At 68.2% G+C, this 19,814-nt stretch carries 18 protein-coding genes; 11 read left to right on the top strand and 7 right to left on the bottom strand.

From position 1 onward, the window contains the following. Positions 1–46 precede the first annotated feature (46 nt). The 3 genes from ABC419_RS07520 to ABC419_RS07510 form a co-directional block, all read right to left on the bottom strand. Positions 47–559, bottom strand: a complete 513-nt coding sequence (locus ABC419_RS07520) for a GNAT family N-acetyltransferase (RefSeq protein ID WP_412877857.1) — start codon at positions 557–559, stop codon at positions 47–49. A 63-nt stretch (positions 560–622) separates the two neighbouring features. After that, positions 623–1,396 carry an enoyl-CoA hydratase gene (locus ABC419_RS07515; RefSeq protein ID WP_412877858.1) on the bottom strand — a complete coding sequence of 258 codons (774 nt, stop codon included), beginning with the start codon at positions 1,394–1,396 and terminating at the stop codon, positions 623–625. Further along, the gene (locus ABC419_RS07510) at positions 1,393–2,466 is read right to left on the bottom strand and encodes an MBL fold metallo-hydrolase (protein ID WP_412877859.1); all 1,074 of its coding nucleotides are present in this window, start codon (positions 2,464–2,466) and stop codon (positions 1,393–1,395) included. The genes ABC419_RS07515 and ABC419_RS07510 overlap by 4 nt, the downstream gene beginning before the upstream one ends. 145 nt (positions 2,467–2,611) lie before the next feature. Between ABC419_RS07510 and ABC419_RS07505 the strand changes: the two genes are divergently transcribed. The 4 genes from ABC419_RS07505 to ABC419_RS07490 all read left to right on the top strand — a co-directional run bounded on the left by ABC419_RS07505 (position 2,612) and on the right by ABC419_RS07490 (position 6,052). Beyond that, positions 2,612–3,616 (top strand): hypothetical protein, encoded by a 1,005-nt coding sequence (locus ABC419_RS07505; protein ID WP_412877860.1) that lies wholly within the window; start codon positions 2,612–2,614, stop codon positions 3,614–3,616. Between the two features lie 108 nt (positions 3,617–3,724). After that, positions 3,725–4,510 carry an exodeoxyribonuclease III gene (gene xth, locus ABC419_RS07500; protein WP_412877861.1) on the top strand — a complete coding sequence of 262 codons (786 nt, stop codon included), beginning with the start codon at positions 3,725–3,727 and terminating at the stop codon, positions 4,508–4,510. Between the two features lie 3 nt (positions 4,511–4,513). After that, positions 4,514–5,056 (top strand): hypothetical protein, encoded by a 543-nt coding sequence (locus tag ABC419_RS07495; RefSeq protein WP_412877862.1) that lies wholly within the window; start codon positions 4,514–4,516, stop codon positions 5,054–5,056. A gap of 75 nt (positions 5,057–5,131) precedes the next feature. Then, a complete protein-coding gene (locus ABC419_RS07490; RefSeq protein ID WP_368923986.1) occupies positions 5,132–6,052 on the top strand; it encodes a cobalamin biosynthesis protein CbiG in 921 nt (306 codons plus the stop codon). Between the two features lie 182 nt (positions 6,053–6,234). Here ABC419_RS07490 and recN read toward each other — a convergent pair whose 3' ends face one another. Next, on the bottom strand, positions 6,235–7,932 hold the full coding sequence (recN, locus tag ABC419_RS07485) for a DNA repair protein RecN (protein ID WP_412877863.1): 1,698 nt from the start codon (positions 7,930–7,932) through the stop codon (positions 6,235–6,237). Positions 7,933–8,026: 94 nt separating this feature from the next. Continuing rightward, on the bottom strand, positions 8,027–8,890 hold the full coding sequence (locus tag ABC419_RS07480) for an outer membrane protein assembly factor BamD (RefSeq protein ID WP_125899706.1): 864 nt from the start codon (positions 8,888–8,890) through the stop codon (positions 8,027–8,029). A 211-nt stretch (positions 8,891–9,101) separates the two neighbouring features. Between ABC419_RS07480 and ABC419_RS07475 the strand changes: the two genes are divergently transcribed. The 4 genes from ABC419_RS07475 (at position 9,102) to pth (ending at position 12,713) form a co-directional block, all read left to right on the top strand. Then, complete coding sequence (locus ABC419_RS07475) at positions 9,102–10,037, top strand: ribose-phosphate pyrophosphokinase (RefSeq protein WP_003165551.1); 936 nt, start codon at positions 9,102–9,104, stop codon at positions 10,035–10,037. A gap of 110 nt (positions 10,038–10,147) precedes the next feature. Next, a complete protein-coding gene (locus ABC419_RS07470; RefSeq protein WP_412877864.1) occupies positions 10,148–11,212 on the top strand; it encodes a hypothetical protein in 1,065 nt (354 codons plus the stop codon). A 150-nt stretch (positions 11,213–11,362) separates the two neighbouring features. Next, positions 11,363–11,980, top strand: a complete 618-nt coding sequence (locus tag ABC419_RS07465) for a 50S ribosomal protein L25/general stress protein Ctc (RefSeq protein WP_412877865.1) — start codon at positions 11,363–11,365, stop codon at positions 11,978–11,980. A 127-nt stretch (positions 11,981–12,107) separates the two neighbouring features. Then, on the top strand, positions 12,108–12,713 hold the full coding sequence (gene pth, locus ABC419_RS07460) for an aminoacyl-tRNA hydrolase (RefSeq protein WP_412877866.1): 606 nt from the start codon (positions 12,108–12,110) through the stop codon (positions 12,711–12,713). A 45-nt stretch (positions 12,714–12,758) separates the two neighbouring features. On the opposite strand, the gene ABC419_RS07455 is transcribed toward pth, so the two are convergent. Together ABC419_RS07455 and ABC419_RS07450 are read right to left on the bottom strand one after the other, a co-directional pair. After that, positions 12,759–14,366, bottom strand: coding sequence for a DUF4139 domain-containing protein (locus ABC419_RS07455; RefSeq protein WP_412877867.1), 1,608 nt, complete (start codon positions 14,364–14,366; stop codon positions 12,759–12,761). A 4-nt stretch (positions 14,367–14,370) separates the two neighbouring features. Continuing rightward, positions 14,371–15,783 carry a DUF4139 domain-containing protein gene (locus ABC419_RS07450; protein WP_412877868.1) on the bottom strand — a complete coding sequence of 471 codons (1,413 nt, stop codon included), beginning with the start codon at positions 15,781–15,783 and terminating at the stop codon, positions 14,371–14,373. 129 nt (positions 15,784–15,912) lie between these two features. On the opposite strand from ABC419_RS07450, the gene ABC419_RS07445 reads away from it, so the two are divergent. The 3 genes from ABC419_RS07445 (at position 15,913) to ABC419_RS07435 (ending at position 19,814) form a co-directional block, all read left to right on the top strand. Beyond that, a complete protein-coding gene (locus tag ABC419_RS07445) occupies positions 15,913–16,299 on the top strand; it encodes a DUF2946 family protein (protein ID WP_412877869.1) in 387 nt (128 codons plus the stop codon). Between the two features lie 75 nt (positions 16,300–16,374). Further along, complete coding sequence (locus ABC419_RS07440; protein WP_412878115.1) at positions 16,375–18,447, top strand: TonB-dependent receptor family protein; 2,073 nt, start codon at positions 16,375–16,377, stop codon at positions 18,445–18,447. Further along, the gene (locus ABC419_RS07435; RefSeq protein ID WP_412877871.1) at positions 18,444–19,814 is read left to right on the top strand and encodes a PepSY-associated TM helix domain-containing protein; all 1,371 of its coding nucleotides are present in this window, start codon (positions 18,444–18,446) and stop codon (positions 19,812–19,814) included. The genes ABC419_RS07440 and ABC419_RS07435 overlap by 4 nt, the downstream gene beginning before the upstream one ends.

Genomic DNA, 19,814 nt, shown 5'->3' with positions numbered 1-19,814 from the left:
CCGAACTATGGGATGCGTCGCCTCGCAAAGGAAGGCTGCGCCCGGCTCAGGCGTCGGGTCGAACCGCTCCGACCGGCGCCGCTGCGGTGAAGGGCAGCCACATCACTCGCCGCTGATCCACCGGCCCCGGCAGCACGGCGTCGGGCGCAGGCACGAATCCGAAACGCGAGAAATAAGGCGGATCACCGACCAGCAGGACGCCGTCCAGCCCCAGCGCCTTCGCCTCCTCGATACAGGCGCGCACCAGTTCGCCGCCCAGGCCGGTGCTGCGGTTGGCCTTGTCCACGGCGATCGGCCCCAGAAAGACCGAGCGCGCCTCGCCGGTCAGGATCGACCACAGCCGCACCGAACCGATCAGACGGCCGTCTTCATGCAGGCAGAACCCGGCCGCCAGCGGCGCGCGCTCGCGCAGACGCTCGGCCGTCTTGGCGAAACGGCCGGGACCGAAGGCGGCGATGACCAGGGCGTCGACGGCGGTTGCATCAGCCGTCGTCTCACGCGTGATCGCCCCCGCGATCTGCGGGTCGTTTTCAGGGGCGGAAGCAGGCGCGGCGTTCATGCGCGGCCCCTAGTCCCCCGCGCCCCTCGAATCAATCGCGATTTTCGGCGAAATGGCGGGAAATCAGCCCTGCTTGGAGAAGTCCGGCGCCCGCTTCTGGCTGAAGGCCATGAAGGCCTCCATCGCCTCAGGGCTGCGCATCTGCGAACCAAAGGCCTCGGCCTCGCGCTGCATCACCGTCCACAACAGCTCCGCGTTGCGCATCAACGCCTTGGTCTTGCGGATGGAGTTGGGCGCCCGCGCCGCCAGCTTGCCCGCCAGGTCGGCCGCCGTCGCCTCGACTTGGTCAGCCGGAACCGCGCGGTTGGCCAGGCCCCAGGCCAGCGCCGTCCTGCCGTCGATCGCCTCACCCAGGGCGAACAGTTCAAAGGCGCGCTGATGGCCGATATTGGCGCCCAGCAGCAGCGAAGACGCAGCCTCCGGGGCCAGGGCCAGGTTGACGAAGGGCACGGACAGCAGGGCGTCCTCGGCCACCACCACCATGTCGCAGTGCAACAGCAGCGTCAGGCCGATGCCCACCGCCCGGCCGCGCACCGCCGCGACGGCGGGCTTGTCCAGATCCGCCAGCGCCTTCAGGAAACGGAACACCCCCATCTCGACCAGATCGCCCGGCGTCTGCCCCAGGGAAATGAAGTCGGCGATATCATTGCCCGCCGAGAAGGAATCCCCCTCGCTGCGGAACAGGATGACGCGCACGGCGTCGTCGGCTTTCGCCTTCTCGGTCGCGTCGGCCAGGGCCGTGTACATGGCCTGGGTGATGGCGTTCTTCTTGTCCGCGCGGTCGAAGACGACCGTCAGGACGCCGCCGTCCAGTTGGGTCCGGATATGTTCGCTCATTGGCCTGTCTCCAAAAGGCTCCACCAGTCGACGCCGTCCTCGTCCCGCGCGCGGCGGACCCGTCCCTGGCGTTCAAGATAGTTCAGATGCGCCAGCGCCTCGCCGGTCGCCATGCCCAGCACGGCGTCGCCGACCGGGCGGGCGAACAGGGCGCCGAACACGTCCACGGCGCGGCACGGCGTCCGCAGCGTCTTCTCCAGCCGTTTCAGCGCCACCTCATGCCCGCGCATCAACGCCTCCAGCCGCAAAGTCACGCCGTAGAACGGCTCCCCGTGCGACGGCAGCACCAGCAGATCGCCCGGCAACCGCTCCTTCAGCGCCGCCAGCGAGCGCAGCCAGTCGCCCAGCGGATCGGCCTGCGGCTCTGTCGGCCAGATCGAGATGTTGGAGGAAATTCGCGGCAGGATCTGATCGCCCGCAATGAAGACGCCGTCCTTCTCGCGCCACAGACAGACGTGTTCTGGACTGTGTCCCTCGCCGATGACCACGCGCCAGTCGTCTCCGCCGATGCTCAGAACATCGCCGTCCTGCACCCGACGATAATCGCGCGGGAAATCCTGAACCATGCGGCTGAAGCCGCCATAACCGGCGCGCCAGTGCGTGATCTGCGCGTCCGACCAGCCCGCCGCGCGATAGAAGGCCTCGGCCCCCGCCGGAGGCCCCAGGGCTTCGTCGCCGATCAACATCCGCGCCGTCACATATTCGGTGCGCGACATCAGCAACGGCGCGTCGAACCGCTCGCACAGCCAGCCCGCCAGACCGATGTGATCAGGGTGCATATGGGTGCAGACGACGCGCGTGATCGGGCGGCCGCCGAAGGCCCCTGCCAGAGCCTGGCCCCACCCCGTCCGCGAAACCTTCGTCGCCAGCCCGGCGTCGATAACCGTCCAGCCCCCGTCATCCTCAATGGCGTAGAGATTGATATGATCAAGGGCCATCGGCAGCGGCAGACGCAGCCACAGTACGCCGGGCGCAACCGAAACCGCCTCACCCGTCACGGGAACCGCCGCAAAGGGGTAGGTCAGTCCGCGCTTTATGTCAGGTTCAGCCGCTGGAACGCCATCCGCCAAGTCAGTCTCCTTTGAATACTGTACTGGGTATGCCCAAAAGTACGCAATGCCAACCGACTTTCGCCGACGATCGCAGACTTGACCGCACGCAGCTCTCCGCCCAAGGCTTATCGCTTCAAAATTCCGGCAGCCTCGGAGTCTCAAAATGTTCAAATCTCGCCTAGCTCTCGCCGCCGCGGGCGCGATGGTTCTCGTCATGGCAGCGTCGGAAACATCGCTTGCACAGTCCTCGCTCGGTCAATCCAGCAATCCTGAGCACGGTGGACGCGCGGCCCCGGGCAGCTCGGTCGATCCCAATCCTGTGGCGGGCACGCGCGATACCAGTGCAAGCCGCGTCCGTGGAAACCGTCGCGCCCAGGCCGACGCCCGCGCACGCGCGCAAGCTGAAGCCGCAGCGGTAGATCCCGCTACAATCAAGGCTGAAGCGGAAACGCTGTTTGCAGCCACGGGCACGCAATGCCAAATCACAGAGGCCAAGTTGCTTGGCCAAACGGCTGACAAGACAAAGATTTACGAGGCGGCCTGCGCTAGCGGACCTGGCTATATCATTCTTGCTTCCACGCCGCCTCAGGCAATGGACTGCTTGGTATTGGCGTCATCAGCCGAACAAACGCGAGCGCGCGATCCCAACGCCGATGTCGGCACCCAGTGCTCATTGCCGGCCAATGACAATGCGATGGCCGTCTTCACCGCCTTCGCCAAGGAAGCCGGCATCACCTGCACCGTCGATCAGGGCGGCATCATCGGCGCCAAGCCGGGCGGCGCCGTCGTCTATGAAATCGGCTGCGTCGGCGTGGACGGCGCCCAGATCAACAAGGGCGCCAACGGCTGGGAAGTCGCGGACTGCCTGGAACTGGCCTCGGCCGGCTCAACCTGCCGCTTCACCACTCAGCAAGAACAGGCCGCCACCGTAAAGGCCCTGCTCGCTGGTTCGGACGCCGCCTCGTGCGACGTGTCGCAAGCCCGCTACATGGGCCGCAACGCCAACGGCGCCTTCTATGAAGCCGCCTGCAGCGGCGCCGAGGGCGTCATTGCGCGCCTGAACGCCGAAAACGTTGTGCAACAGATCTATCCCTGCGCCACGGCCTCGCAGATCGGCGGCGGCTGCAAGCTGACGACCACGCCTCCGGCCGCCGCGCCGAACAGCTGATCCTCGGCCCAGCCTGACGGTTCAGACGCCGCCGGAGCGATCCGGCGGCGTCTTTGTTTTGCGCGCCCCTCTTCCCGAACGAAGCGGCTCACCTTAGCCTTGCGTCCCATGCGCATCGCCACCTGGAACGTGAACTCGGTCAACGCCCGCCTGCCTACGGTGCTGGAGTGGATTCAGGCCGCCAATCCCGATGTCGCCTGCTTCCAGGAGATCAAGTGCGTGGACGAGAAGTTCCCGCGCGAGGCCTTCGAAGATTTGGGCTACAACGTCGAGACCCACGGCCAGAAGAGCTACAACGGCGTCGCCCTGCTGTCGAAATTTCCGCTGTCGGACGTGCGGCGCGGCTTGCCCGGCGACGATACGGACGAACAGGCCCGCTACATCGAGGCCCTGATCGAGGCGCCCCGGCCGATCCGCGTCGCCTCCATCTACCTGCCCAACGGCAATCCCATCGGCACCGAGAAGTTCACCTACAAGCTGGCCTGGTTCGAGCGGCTTCAGAACCACGCGCGCGAGCTGCTGGCGCTGGAAGAGCCTTTGGCCCTGTGCGGCGACTACAACGTCATCCCCGAAGCCGAGGACGCCAAGAACCCCGCCGCCTGGACCGAAGACGCCCTGTTCCAGCCTGAAAGCCGCGAGGCCTTCCGCGCGCTGAAATGGCTGGGCCTGGCCGATTCCCACGAACTGGGCCGCGAGCCCGCAGGAACCTTCACCTTCTGGGACTATCAGGCAGGCGCCTGGCAGAGGAACCACGGCATCCGCATCGACTTCGCCCTGCTGTCGCCCCAGGCCGCCGACCGCTTCCGCGCCATCGAGACGCACCGCGAGGCCCGCGACATGGAAAAGCCCAGCGATCACGTCCCCGTCGTGGTCGATCTGGATCTGGAGGCCTGATCCATGGGCGAGACGTTCAGGGCCATTCTGCTGATCGCCCTGATCGCCGCCTTCCTGACCACCGGCGTCCTGCTGTTTTCCTGGTGGATGGAGTCCGAGCGGCGACTGCGACGGGCGATGAAGAAGGCGCTGGGCGCCCCGGCCGACACCCTGGCCCTGTCCGCCCATGAAGGCCGCGCGGCCGGGCTGGATCTGGAAGGCGGCCAGCTGGCGGTCCTGTGGAATCGCGGCGCGATGGGGCTGGTCTACGCCTTCGAGGAAGTGCTGGGCGCCGAGATCATCGTCGACGGCCATGTGGTCGCCCGCGTCCTGCGCGGCCAGCATCGCAAGGAAATCGACCTCGATGCGCCCGACGCCGAACTGGTCGTGATGCGGTTGATCTTCAGCGCCCCGCACAACGCCGAGTTCGAGCTGGCCCTGTGGAGCGGATCGCGCACCGCCCCCGCCTCCGAGGCCGAGACGGCGACCGGAACCCGCTCTCCCGGCGAGGGTCTGCGGCTGGGGCGCCGCTGGTTGTCGCACGTCGAAGCCCTGATGCAACGCTGATCGCCCTTCACGGCTTGAGTCAGGGCGGCTAGAAGCCCCCGTTCCTGTTCTTCGCTTCTTTCTTCAGGAGCCCCCGTGGCCCGCCTTTTCGACGCCTACATCATCGCCAACTGGACCGCCGCCGAGGGCAAGAAGCTGGGCGAGCAGACCCTGTGGGTCGGCGTCGCCAAGCGCGACGTGCGCTTCCGCCTCTATGCCGAGACGCACAACGTCGCCACGCGCGCCGAGGGCGAAAAGCTGATCGCCGACCTGCTGGCCGAACACCGCAAGCGCGGCGACCGCGTCCTGGTGGGCTTCGACTTCGACTTCGGCTTTCCGGCCGGGACCGCCGCGCGGCTGAAGCTGGACGGCCGCCCGTGGGACGCCATGGGCAAGTTCCTGGCCGCCAACATCGTCGACAAGGCCGACAATTCGAACAACCGCTATCAGGTCGCGGCCAAGATGAACCGCCTGATGACGGACGAGCCCTGGCCCTTCTGGGGCGCGCCCGCCAGCCAGGCCCAGCGCTGGTTGACCACGACCAAGCCGCCCGAAGGCGCCGGCGCCGACATCCCCGAATTTCGCGCCACCGAAATGGCCGCGCGCAAGGACAAGCTGCCGCCCAAGAGCGTCTGGCAGATGCACGGCGCGGGCGCGATCGGCGGCCTGACGCTGGTCGGCGTGCCCATGCTGCGCCGCCTGCTGGACACGCTGGGCGCCTCGGCGGCCGTCTGGCCCTTCGGCACCGGCTGGCGCGAACTGACCGAGGCCGACATCGAGCCCCTGTCGGCCGTCGTCGTCGAAGTCTGGCCCCTGATGTTCGAGGCCAAGCGCGGCGTGAACGCCGAAGGCGTCAAGGAATACAAGACCCAGGCCCAGGTCCGCGCCGCCGCCGAAGCCTTCGCCCGCATGGACGACGCCGGCGACCTGCAGAAAGCCTTCGCCCCGCCCGCCAGCGCGGACGAAGCCCTGATCGCTCAGGTCGAGGGTGAAGAAGGCTGGATCCTGGGGGTCTAAGCCTTCCTTCTCCCCTTGAGGGAGAAGGTGGGCGCCGGAGGCGCTCGGATGAGGTGTGTCAGCGCATCGGTTGTGAAAGCCGTACTGACGCCCGCTGATCGAATTTCAAGAAGACGGAGTCGACACCCCTCATCCGTCAGGCACCGCCTGCCACCTTCTCCCTCAAGGGGAGAAGGAAGACCCTAGCCGATCAACACCCGCGCCGCCGCGCGCGCTTCATCGGTGATCTCGGCCCCCGACAGCATCCGCGCGATCTCTTCCTGACGCGGGCCTTGCTCCAACACGTCGATGGAGGTGCGGGTATGACCCTCCACGTCCGCCTTGCGGACCTTCCAGTGAGCGTGGCCGCGCGCCGCCACCTGCGGGCTGTGCGTCACGACCAGCACCTGCGCCCCGCGCGACAGGCGTTGCAGGCGCCCGCCGACGGCCTCGGCCACGGCGCCGCCGACGCCCTGGTCCACCTCGTCGAAGATCATGACCGGCTGGCGTTGGTCCTCGCGGCTGGCCAGCGCCGCCTTCATCGCCAGCGCGAAACGCGCCAGCTCGCCGCCCGACGCCACCGTGTCCAGCGGACCGAAGGCGGTCCCGGCATTGGTCGCCACCTCGAACCGCACCGTCTCGACGCCCAGCGGGCCGCGACGCCCCTCGACCGGCTCCAGCGTCACGCGGAAGCGCGCGCGCTCCAGCTTCAGCGGGCCAAGCTCGTCCATGACGGCGGCGACCAGTCGGTCCCCCGCCGCCTCGCGCGCCGAGGTCAGCAGCAGGGCCGCCACGTCATAAGCCTCCATCGCCACGGCGACGTCGCGGCGCGCCTTGGTCAGGGCTTCCTCGCCGTCCTCGATCAGGCGAAGCTGCTCGCGCAGACGCACGCGCAGCGCCGGTAGGGCCTCAACCGTGGTGTTCAGCTTGCGGGCGGCGGCGCGCAGGGCGAACAGCCGCTCCTCCGCCTTGTCCAGACGGCCCGGCTCGAAGTCGAAGGCGTCCGCCGCAGCGTCGACACAGGCCACGGCTTCGGTCGCCTCGACAAGGGCGCGGTCCACCGCCTCGGCGGCCGAGGCCAGTTTGACGATGATGGGGTTGTCGCCCTCAGCGCCCGCCTGCACCGCCCGCTGGCGCGCGTGTTCGACCGCGCGCAGTGCCGAGGCCAGACGCTGGCTCAGCTTGTCCCCGCCCAGCAGATTGCGCGCGTCGGCCAGATCGGCCACCGCCTTCTCCGCCGCGCCGAGAATGGCGCGTTCGCCCGCCAGTTCCGTCTCTTCGTCCGGCTTGGGATCCAGGGCGTCGAGATCGGCCAGGTTCTGCGTGATTTCCTCAGCCTTGGCCGCCGCCTCGGCGGCCGACGCCTCCAGATCATCCAGATGGGCCTGCGCCGCCTTCAGGCGCTCGGCCGCCCCGGCCACGCCCGCCAGCTGCGGTTGCAGCCCGCCGTAGTTGTCCAGCAGCGCCCGGTGCGTCTTCCAGTCCAGCAGGCCGACCGTCTCATGCTGGCCGTGCACCTCGACCAGCAGGGCGCCGATCTCGCGCAGGGCCGTCACCCCGGCGGGCTGATCGTTGACATAGGCGCGGCTGCGGCCGTCGACCGACACCACCCGGCGCAGGATCAGCTCCTCGCCCGGCGCGACCTCGAAGCCGCGTTCGGACAGCAAGGCGATCAGAGCCTCATCATCCGGCGCCGTGAAAACGGCCGTGGCCGACGCCTGCTTGGCCCCGTTGCGCACCAGCCCCGCGTCTGAGCGCGCACCCAGCGCCAGGCCCAGCGCGTCGAGGATGATGGACTTGCCCGCCCCCGTCTCGCCGGTCAGCACGGTCAGACCGTCCTCGACCTCCAGGTCAAGGGCGTCGACGAGGACGACGTCGCGGATCGAAAGGGTGGTCAGCATGGGCGATCTGATTCGATGTTTCGCCGCATCCTAGCCGGAAACAGAACGGGAACGCAGCGCCTTAATCACACCGCGTCACTGCCCTGCGACCGGATCAGGCGCCGCCGGGGATCAGGCGTTGCAGCCAGGATTCGCGCTTGCCCTCAGGCTGGACTGTCGGGTTCTCGCCACGCTCGCGCAGCAGGGCGAAGGCCTCGGCGTACCAGGGGCTGCCCGGATAGTTGTGGCCCAGGACGGCGGCGTTACGCGTCGCCTCCTCGGTCAGGCCCAGGCTCAGATTGACCTCGACCAGACGATACAGAGCCTCAGGCGTGTGCGAGGTGCGCTGGAAGGCCTCATTGTTGATCACCGCCTTGTAGCGATTCAATGCGCCCAGGGGCTGGTTGGCGCGCTGGTAGAAGCGACCGACAGCCATTTCCTTGCCCGCCAGTTGGTCATTGACCATGTCGATCTTGACCCGTGCGTCAGTGGCGTACGCCGTGTCCGGATAGCGACGCGCCACATCGCGCAGACCCGCCAGGGCGGCCTCGGCATAGCCCTGATCCCGACCCACATCCACGATCTGCTCGAAATTGCAGACGGCCTTCATGTAGAAGGCGTAGCCCGCCGACGGATTGCCGGGGAACAGGGCGATGAAGCGGTCAGCTGCTGCGATCGCGTCCTGATAGTTGTTGTTCTGATAATAGGCGTAGATCTGCATCAGGATCGCGCGGCGGGCCCACTCCGAATAGGGGTGCTGACGCTCGACTTCCTGGAAGTAGTCCACCGCGTCCATCCAGCGCTTGGACTGCAGTCGCTGATAGCCCGTGTTGTACAGGGCCTCGACCGGACGCTCCTCATAAGCCAGACGCTGGCGGGGCTTGGTCCCCGAGCACGCGGCGACGGACAGTGCCGCCACGGCGACCGTCAGCAGGATCATGCCGGAACGAGATTTCGAAGCGAGCAAGGACGACCTCATCAAGATGCCTTCGGGACGCGGACACGCGACACGCGCCCTCGGTAGCAGGTTGTGCCCTCTATAACAGCGCTCGCGCCCAAGCCAATCCGCCGAAATCGAAGATACGTCCGGAACACGGCTGGACGCCGCACCGTTCGCCGCCTAGAGAGCGCGTCCAGAAACGCACCCGCAACTATTGGCGGAGCGATGACGGCGAAAGGATGACCGGTCAATGAAGCTGCTTGCTGGCAATTCGAACCGGAGCTTGGCCCAGGCCATCGCTGCTCACCTGGACATGCCGCTGACCAAGGCCCAGGTGAAGCGTTTCGCGGACAATGAGGTGTTCGCCGTCGTCGAGGAGAACGTGCGCGGCGAGGATGTCTTCATCATCCAGTCGACCTCGTATCCGGCCAACGACAATCTGATGGAACTGCTGATCATGACCGACGCGCTGGTGCGCGCCTCGGCCAAGCGGATCACGGCCGTCATGCCCTACTTCGGCTACGCCCGACAGGACCGGAAAACCGGCGGCCGCACGCCGATCTCGGCCAAGTTGGTCGCCAATCTGATCACCCGCGCCGGCGCCGACCGCGTCCTGACCATGGACCTGCACGCCGGCCAGATTCAGGGTTTCTTCGACATCCCGACCGATAATCTGGTGGCGACGCCCGTCTTGGCCCAGGACATCAAGGACAACTACCCCAAGGGCGATGATCTGATGATCGTCTCGCCCGACGTCGGCGGCGTGGTGCGCGCCCGCTCCCTGGCCAGCCGCCTGAATGCGGACCTCGCCATCGTCGACAAGCGCCGCCCCAAGGCGGGCGAGAGCGAAGTCATGAACATCATCGGCGACGTCGAAGGCCGCCGCTGCATCCTGTTCGACGACATCGTCGATTCGGGCGGCACCCTGGTGAACGCGGCCAAGGCGCTGATCGACCGCGGCGCGACCGAGGTTTCAGCCTACATCAGCCACGGCGTCCTGTCGGGTCCGGCGGTCGACCGCGTCGCCAACGGCCCGCTGAAGGAGCTGGTGATCACCGACTCCATCGAACAGCCTGACGAAGTTTTGAACTGCTCGAAGATCCGCCGCGTGCCCGTGGCTCCGCTGATGGGCGAGGCGATTCGGCGCATCGCCAACGAAGAGTCGGTCTCAAAGCTGTTCGATTAAGGTTCGGCTAACCATTCCCTCCGCGATATAAGGGCTTGTAGTTCGGCAGGCGCTGTCCGCCTCCGACGCCCGTCCAAGTGCGTATCGCTTAAAACAAGGGAAGACCGCCGATGCCCCAGGCCTTCTTGCGCCGCGGCCTCTCCGTCGCCGCTGTCGCCGCCGCCGCCGTCCTGGCCAGCTGTTCGACGCCTGAACCGGAAGCGCCGCCCCCTGCGCCGCCCCCGCCGCCCCCGCCCGCCCTGGCGCTGAACCAGAGCGTGGCCGAGGCCGCCTCGGTCTATGTCGCCTTCGTGCGCGAAGTCGGGTCGATCCAGGCCGGCTTCCCCGACGCCGAATCCATTCAGGCCGCCGTCCGCAAGGGCGCCGCCGTCGAGGCCGGCCAGTTGTCGCGCGGCATGATCGCCTATGGCGCCATCCTGGCCCTGCAATCCCCGGAATATGTCGCCGGCGTGCGCCAGTACGCCTCCGACCCGGCCCAACGCCAGCAGATGGTGTCCCGAATCGTCGCCGACCCGGCCTACGCCGCCACCCTGCCCGGCGCGGAAGCCGCCGCCGGTCTGATCGCCAGCACCATGGGTCAGGACGCGGCGACCATGACCGCCATCGCCGAGGCGGTGGAGACGGACGCCTACACCATCCAGGAACGCCGTGATCCCCGCCGTCGCTGGGCCACCCAGCCCGTCGCCGACCGCGTGGGCCGTCTGGAAGGCGCCAAGTCCCTGTCGGCCGTGCCGCGCTTGCCCTCGGCCGAGGACAGCGCCCGCCTGTTCGCCGCCGCCAACAGCGGTTCGGGCCTGAACCTGACCGCCGCCCAGCGCGGCGCGCCGTTCACGCCCGCCATCGTCAACTCCCTGGCCATCGCCGCCCTGGCGGCGCTGGGTGCGGCGGGCGAGGACGCCAAGGCGAACACCGACGCCCTGACGAGCGAATCGAACAATGAGTTCTGCCTCAACATGTCGAAGTTGATGCTGTTCCAGTGCCTGGCGGCGGCCAAGCCGAACTATGAGGACATCTTCTGCGCCGGTCGTCACGTCGTCCGCGACCTGGCCCAGTGCACCTCGCAGTATACGGGACCGATGCCCACCATCACCGTGGCTGTGCCGCCTGCGGGCGGGCCCACGCCGATGGCCCAGGCGCAGAACCAGTCCGCGGTCACCGCAACTCCTAACGGCTAGGGCTGAATATCACTGCGGGCGAAGCCGGGGCGGTTGCGTCCGCCCCGTGTTCCGTGTAATAGCCCGCGCTCTTGAATTCGAAGGGTTCATGACCCCGCCGCGCGGGCCACGGTTCTGCGCAGGCGTTTACTTGTATTGAAGGCGAGCCCGATGGCTGAGATCATTCTGAACGTTGATGTCCGCGAGAACGTGGGCACCGGCGGCGCCCGCGCCGCGCGCCGCGAAGGCGCCGTCCCCGGCGTGCTGTACGGCGGCGACAAGGCCCCGGTGGCCATCTCCGTGAACGAGCGCGAGTTCCGCAAGTCGCTGTACACCGGCAAGCTGATCGGTCACCTGGTGACCCTGAAGTACGGCAAGGAAACCCAGCCGGTCATCGCCAAGGACATCCAGTTCGATCCGGTTTCCGACCGTCCGCTGCACTTCGACCTGATGCGCGTCGGCGCCAAGGAAGAGATCAAGATCGAAATCCCGGTCGCCTTCGTCAACGCTGACGAAGCTCCCTACACCCGTCAGGGCGGCATGCTGGAAGTGGTTCGCCACACCGTCGAGATCATGGTCCGCGCCGACCGTATCCCGGCTGAACTGGTCGTCGACCTGAAGGGCCGCGAGATCGGCGAGAACATCCGCATCTCGGACATCCAGCTGCCGGAAGGCGCCTCGGCGACCATCACCGACCGCGACTTCATGATCGCCGCGATCAAGAACTCGGCCGCCGCTCAGTCGGACGCCGGCGACACCACGGCGGAAGCTGAAGCCGAAGAAGCCTGATGTTTCCTCCCCTATCGCCCTGCGCGCGGCGCAGGGCTGCTTGAGGGGATTAAACAGCGAGACACAGCCCCGCCGGGTTCGCCTGGCGGGGCTTTTCTTTGTCTGAAGCACGGGGCATGAGGACCGCATGATCATCATCGCCGGCCTGGGCAATCCCGGCCCCAAATACGAAAAGAACCGCCACAACATCGGCTTCATGGCCGTGGACGAAATCGCCGACCGCTGGCGCTTCGGTCCGTCGCGCGCCAAGTTCCAGTCGATCGTCGCCGACGGCGAGGTCGAGGGGACCAAGATCCTGCTGATGAAGCCCCAGACCTATATGAACGAGAGCGGCCGCGCCGTCGGCGAGGCGGCGCGCTTCTACAAGGTGAAGCCCGAACACGTCATCGTCTTCCACGACGAGATCGACCTGGCCCCCGGCCGCTTCCGCATGAAGAAGGGCGGCGGCGCAGCAGGCCAGAACGGGATTCGCAGCCTGATCAGCCACCTGGGCGCCGACTTCCGCCGCGCCCGCATGGGCATCGGCCACCCTGGCGAGCCGCAACTGGTCATGCACCACGTCCTGGGCGACTTCCACAAGGCCGACAAGCCGTGGCTGGACGCCATGCTGCAGGCCTGCGCCGACGCCCTGCCCTTCGCGGTGAACGGCGACGACGAACGCTATCAGGGCGAAGTCATGCGCCTGGCTCCTGCGCCGAAATTCAGCCCCAGGCAGGCGGCGAAGGGGGAGTAACGCAACGCCTCTCCCTCCCCTTCATGGGGAGGGAGAATCACAGCCTCAATCCGTCGTCGTCCAAGCGGCCGTCAGCGTCGCCGCACCGTTCGCCGGCACGCTCATCGTCCAGACCGGATAGCCGGTGTCGTCCACCCGACTGCGCACCGACTGGCTGCGGATACGGAAACCGCGCTGTCCGGCCGCATCGGCGACCAGTTCAACCGTTACCGGCTCGGAGCGGGCGTTGGTGACGGTGGTCTCGACCTCGGTGCGCTCGGTCGTGACCGCGCCGCGCGTCGAGCGCCCGGACTTCACCAGCCGCGTCTGCACCCGCACGTCCGGCGATTCGCCGAAAGTCAGCCGCACCGGCAGTCCCACGCCCTTGTCCTCGAACCGGTCCTGACCGGCCAACAGCACGCCGCCCGCCCCGTCCGGCTGCATCACCGCCACTGAACCGCCCGGCAGGGCCACGCCCAGCCCGGCGCCCTCCTCATTGCGCAGCTTCATGACGATGGCCGTGGGCTGCGTCTCCTCGTCCGGGTTCAGCACCCCGGCGCGATAGACCCGCTCATAGGCCACGGCCTCGCGCTCCAGAAAGCGCACCTGCTTGGTCTGCCGCGCCGCGACAGTCGTGGGCTCAGGCAGGGTGTAGATCTTATAGTCGCCCAGTTCGCCCTGTTCGGCCAGCTTCGGAGCGCGCGCCATGCGGCTGCCGGTGACGACGACGTCAGCCGCCTCCATCGCCATCGGCCTCGGCGGAGCCGGCGGCGGCGGAGGAGGCGGCGCGCCGCCATAGCCCGCGAACTGCCCTGAACCGAACGTCGTCGTTCCCTGCGGCCAGCACTGGTTCTGCTGATAGCGGACCATCGGCTCGACCGGCACGGTGCCTGCGTCCTTCCTCAGCGTGCCCGCCACCACCTGAACCGGAGCGTCGGGGAATCCCGTGCCGCCGAAGTTGGCCAACGTCACCCAGCCGGTCAGGTCCAGCGTCCCGTCCGTCGGGTTAAGCCGCGCGACATAGTCGGCCGACCACTGCAGCCCCGTGGTCAGATAGGCCAGCGTCACCGTGTGCCGTCCCGCCCGCTCGGCCCGTGTGCGGACCGACAGGGTCGGCTGGTCGCCCAGCCCCTCTGGCACGCGGTCGAACACGACCCGCTCGGTCTGGCCCGAGCAGTCCAGCGCCTCGAACCGGCCGTCGATCTCCAACACAGTGCCTTGAGCGCCCGCACGGATGACCGCGGCCTTCTCGACCTGTTCGCCAGTCGCCGGATTGGTGCGAACGACGCGCACCACCTCGCCCACCGACTTCTCCATCAGGCTGGCCGGCGACAGCAGGTCGAAGTCGGCGTTGCGCTCGACCACATGGGCGGGCAGACCCTCCAGCACAGCGCTCTGCGGCACGACGCCCGTAGCCAGCCCCCGAAAACGGATGATCCCCTCGCCCGCTGGAAGATCGACCGTGCGCGTCTCCACGATCAGGGCCAGCCCCTGACGATCCAGCCGGCTCCACGGCTGGCGCGACTGTTCCATCAGGGCGACCGTATCGACCGGGCGGTCGCGATAGATCACCACAGTCGCCCCGTCAGGACGCGCGGACACGCTCTCCGTCTGGGCCCAGACCGCAGGCGCCAGAAGGCTCAGCGCAGTGGTGATCGCCAGAAGGCGGCGCATGAGATCAACCGCCCGTGGTGATGGTCGCGGTCAGCTTGGTCTCGCCGTTGGCGGGCACGGGCACGCGCCAGACGACGGTGCGGGCGTCGCGCATCTCGCCCGTGATGCTCTGATCCGTCAGTTCGGTGTCGCGGCCCAGACCGCGCTGGCGCACCTCGACCGTCACCGGCTCGGGCCGAGCGTTGCGGACGGTGTATTCCATCGCATAACGGGTGCGGAAATAGTCGACCAGGCGCTTCGACACCCGCTCGGACGACACCAGACGCGGTTGCACCGTCACGTCAAAGGCGTCGCCCGTCGTCACCACGATCTCTGACCCGGCGGGCGAGTGGTCGACCTGACTTTCGCCGATGAAGCGCGGCTCGCCCGCCTCATCCTTCACATAAACGCGGATCACGCCCGCAGGCAGGGCGCGCGCCGCGTCGCCCGATCCATTGGCGAAGATGACCCCGACTTCGGCCGCGATCGGCTCTTCGGCGCTGTAGAAGCCGTCGACCACCCGCAGATAGCGCTTGGTCGCGGGCACGCCCGCCGCGTCGATCAGGCCGACCTGCTTGGTCTGGTTGTTGGCGACCGTCACGGCCTCGGGCAGAGGATAGACATAGACGTCGGCCAGCGCGCCCTCACCGCCCGACTGGGTTCCATTGCCGCGCGTATTGGACACACGGACCGGCGGGCGCGGATTATAGCCGCCCTGATTGATCAGATTGACGTCGCCCGCCACCACGCGCGTCTGGGCGTTGCTGAAAGTCGCGCCCGAGTTGTTGGTCAGCGTCACCCAGCCGGTCAGGTCCAGCTTGCCCGCCTTCTCGTCGAAACGGGCGACATAGTCCGCCTTCCACGTCAGACCGCTGGTCAGATAGGACAGCGTCGTCTCGCGACGGCCAGCCCCCTCGGCGTCCAGGGTCACGCTGAGCGTCGGGCGTGGGCGCAGGTTCTGCGGCACCCGGTCGAAGATGACGCGCGTCGGCACGCCGTCGTCGCGCAGCACCTCGATACGGTCGCCGATCTGCAGCACCACGCCCTGATTCGCCGCCAGCACGCGGGCGCGTTCGGTGGATTGCGCGCCCGAGCCGGGGTTGGTGCGGACGATGCCGATCTCATTGCCGACAGCGCTTTCCATCAGCTTGCCCGGCGTCAGCAGGTCATAGTCGAAGTTCTGCTCGACCACCGACAGGCCGCGCCCCGAGAGGCCCACCGTCTCGGGGCGGATGCTGGCGGAAACGCCCGGAAACTCCTGACGCGAGCGCCCGGCGGGCACGTTCAGGTTCCGCACGTCCTCCACCAGGGCGATGTTCTGGTTGTAGACCGTCAGGGAGACGCGATCGGGACCGCCTGGCCCCTCCTCCACCTGTTGCGCGACCGCAGGCGCGGCAAGAAGCAGGGCGAGAGCGAAGGGTCCGATGGCGCGGATCATGCGTGTCCTCGATGACTGTCCAAGCGTCACGCTGCACTGCGAAGGCGGTCTTGTCGAGGCCGCACGCGACGCCGCGTCGCCCCTCGCCGGTCTAGCTTCCCCGTCTGGGAAGGTTTAAGGCCCTGCCTCGTGACCCGCTCCCAGGCAGAAAACTGGTCGACCTGGCGCTCGCTGGCCTTCCTGACCGCGACGTTCGCTATCGTGATCGGCAGCCTGATGCCCTTCGCGGCGCTGGCGGCCTCCACGCCCGGCCAGCCCATCGTCATCTGCTCGGCCGATGGTCCCCAGACCATCCAGTCCGGCGGCGTCGACGGCCCGGCCAAGGAGCATATGGGGGCCAAGTGCGCCGCCTGCGTCATGCCGTTGGCGGCCGCCCTGCCCGCGCCCGCCGCGCCGGAACCGGCGCCGGTCGTGCGTCTGACGCAGGCCGTCGTCTACGCCCCCTTCATCGCCAGCCCGCCGCCCCCAGCCCGCGCCCCGCCGCGACCGCCGTCGCGCGCCCCGCCTCACGCCTGAAAACCAGACCCATCGACGCCGCGCGCCTGCTGAAGGCCTGCGCGTCCGCACATCTGTTTTCAGGATACAAATTCCATGTCTCTCAAGACCGCTGCGGCGCCGTGCGCCCTGCTGATCGGCGCCTGCCTGGCGCCGTCCCTCGCCCATGCCTACGCCCTGTCGGAGGCTGACAGCCCCACCGTCGTCGACAGCATCATCGTCACCGGCCGCCGCAACGCCGAAGACCCGACCGTCGTGGCCGAGGCCCGCGACCGTCTCAGCCGCACCCCCGGCGCCGTCGCCGTGGTGTCGGCCGAAAGCTATTCCGATCGCTTCGTGCAGGGGTTCGCAGACACCCTGCGGAATGTCCCCGGCATGTTGGCTCAAAAGCGGTTCGGCGAGGAAAGCCGCCTGTCCATTCGCGGCTCAGGCATCGCCCAGGGCTTCCACCAGCGCGGCGTGCTGTTCGCCCAGGACGGCGTGCCCTTCGCCGACGCCGACGGCTTCTCCGACTTCCAGAGCGTGGATTCCCTCAGCGCCCGCTATGTCGAGGTGTGGAAGGGCGCCAACACCCTGCGCTTCGGCGGGGCGCAACTGGGCGGGGCGATCAACCTCGTCACCCCGACCGGCCGCACGGCCCGCCAGCGCGCTCTGATGCAGGTCGAGGGCGGCAGCTACGGCTTCGTGCGCGCCCACGGCGCCGTCGCCGAGACCTATGGCGACTGGGACGTCTATGCCGCCGCCACGGCCATGCAGGGCGACGGTTGGCGCGACCACAGCAAACAGTCGCAAGGCCGTCTGACCGTCAATGCGGGCCGCTCCTTCGGCGAGGACCGCGAGGTGCGCCTGATCGCCCAGGCCGCCGACATCAAGCAGGACATGCCCGGCTCGCTGACGCTGGACGATGCGCTGAACAAGCCGCGCAAAGCCTCCGCCAGCGCCCTGTCCGGCGATCAGGCCCGCGATCTGACGGTCAAGCGGCTGACGCTGCAGACCCGCTGGCGCTTCAATGAGTCCACCCTGTTCGAGGGCGCCGTCTGGGGCTGGGAGAAGTCGCTCTATCACCCGATCTTCCAGGTGATGGATCAGGACAGCGCAACGCGCGGCGCCTTCGCCCGCATCGACTGGACCGGCCAGATCGGCGGCCTGCGCGCCGACGCCTTCTACGGCTTCTCGTGGCGCGAGGGCGAGGTCGAGGCCCTGCGCTATGTGAACCTGGCGGGCCAACGCGGCGCCAAAACCGCCGATGCGCGGCAAAACGCCTCCGGCCTCGACGTCTTCGCCGAGGGGCGGCTGTTCGTCACCGACCAACTGGCGCTGGTCGCGGGCGGCTCATGGGGGCGCGCCACGCGCGACTATCTGGACCGGATGGCCCCGGCCAATGACGCCAGCCGCGACTATGAGTGGTTCTCGCCGCGCATGGGCCTGTTGTGGGAGGCCGAGAACGGGGCCCAGGTCTTCGCCAACCTGACCCGCTCGATCGAGCCGCCGACCTTCGGCGCCCTGGTGCAGGCGCCGCTGACCGGCTTCACCCCGGTCGAGGTTCAGGACGCCTGGACCGGCGAGATCGGCACGCGCGGTCGTCGCGGGCCTCTGGCCTGGGATCTGGTCGCCTATCGCAGCCATATCGAGGGCGAGATGTTGAACTTCATCACCGGCCCCGACATCCCCGCCGCCACCTTCAACGCCAAAAAGACCATCCACCAGGGGATCGAGGCCGGGCTGGACTGGTCCCTGCCGGTCGAACTGGCGGACGGGTCGCTGATGCTGCGTCAGGTCTATAACTGGAGCGACTTCCGCTTCGATGGCGATGCGCGCTGGGGCGACAACCGCCTGCCGGTCGTGCCGCAGCATCAGTATCGCGCCGAACTGACCTGGCGCCACCCGACGGGCGTCTTCGTCACCCCGTCGGTCGAGTGGCGGCTGTCCAGCCCCTATGTCGACTACGCCAACACCATGAAGGCGCCGGACTATGTCGTGCTCGGCCTGACCGGCGGTTTCAACATCGGCCCGAACGCCTCGGTCTACATCGACGCGCGCAACCTGACCGACAAACGCTACGTCGGCGAGTTCTCGGCTGTGACGGACGCCAGCACGACACAGACCGCCGTCTTCTTCCCCGGCGAGGGCCGTTCGGTCTTCGTCGGCCTGCGGCTGGCCTACTGGTGACCGTCTCTCTCAAGACCAAGGCGCCGGAGGTCATGTCCGGCGCCTATCGGGCCGTGTGGCGCTGGCACTTCTACGCCGGGGTGCTGGTCATGCCGTTCCTGATGCTGCTGACGCTGACGGGCGGCCTCTATCTGTTCAAGGACGAGATCGACCACGCCGTCTATCGCTCCATGATCGAGGTTCCGGCCAGCGCCCGGCAGGCCGATCCTGATCAGTGGCTGGACGCCGCCGCTCGCGCGGGCAAAGGCCGGGCGGCGAACGTGCTGGTTCCCGCCCGCGCGGATCAGGCCGTGCGCGTCCGCGTCGACCGGCCTGACGGCGCCCAGCGCACCGTCTTCGTCGATCCGCACACGGCCGCCGTCACCGGCGTCACCGCCTATGGCGGCGTGACCGAGACGATCAAGAAGCTGCACTCTCTGACCCTGTTCGGCGGGCCGGTCGGCACGGCGCTGAACATTCTGGTCGAGATCGTCGCGGGCTGGGCCGTCATCCTGTGCGCCACCGGCCTCTATCTCTGGTGGCCGCGCCGCCGCACCGGCGCCGTGCTGAGGCCGCGTGAGACGGACGCCGGACGCCGCCCCTTCTGGCGCAACGTTCACGCCCTGACCGGCTTCTATGTCGGCGGGGTGATCATCTTCCTTGCGGTCACGGGGATGCCGTGGTCGGCCGTCTGGGGCGATCGGTTCATGGGCGTCATGCGCGACACGGGACTGGGCCGTCCGCCCGCGCCCGCCGCCGCCAGCCCCTGGAGCCACGCCAAGCCCCACGACGCCCCCGCAGGCGTGGGCTGGACGCTGGAGAACGCCGTCCTGCCCGCGCATGGCCACGGTGTCGCCAGCCTGACGCGCGTTCTTGAAACCGCGCAGGCGCAGGCCCTGCCCCGCCCCTTCACCGTCAGCATTCCGCAATCCTCCGACCTGGCCTGGACGGTCGCCCGCCAGACCCGCAAGGTCGAGGACGCCCGCAGCCTCTATGTCGACGGCGCCAGCGGGGCGGTGAAGGCCGACCTGCGCTGGCATCAGCTCGGCGTCATGGCCAGGGGCTTCGAATGGGGCATCGCCGTCCATCAGGGAACGCAGTACGGCTTGATCAACCGCATCGTCATGCTGATCGGCTGCATCGCCGTCTGGCTGCTGGCGATCAGCGGTCTGATCATGTGGTGGAAGCGCCGCCCGCCCAGCCTGTCGCGCCGTCGCACCGGCGCCCCGCCCGCACCGCCCGGCCCGCGCGCACGAATCGCCGTGCTGTGCATCGTCATCCCCCTGTCCATCCTCTATCCCTTGACGGGACTGAGCCTCGTGGCCGCCCTGCTGCTCGACCGGGCGGTGCGTGCGTTCACCGGGCCCAAGCCCGTCGCAGCCTCTTGA

The organism is Brevundimonas phoenicis (genome assembly GCF_047237745.1).
Taxonomy (GTDB): Bacteria; Pseudomonadota; Alphaproteobacteria; order Caulobacterales; family Caulobacteraceae; genus Brevundimonas.
Note: the sequence above shows the minus strand (reverse complement) of the source record. Positions and strands in the feature narration are given on the sequence as shown.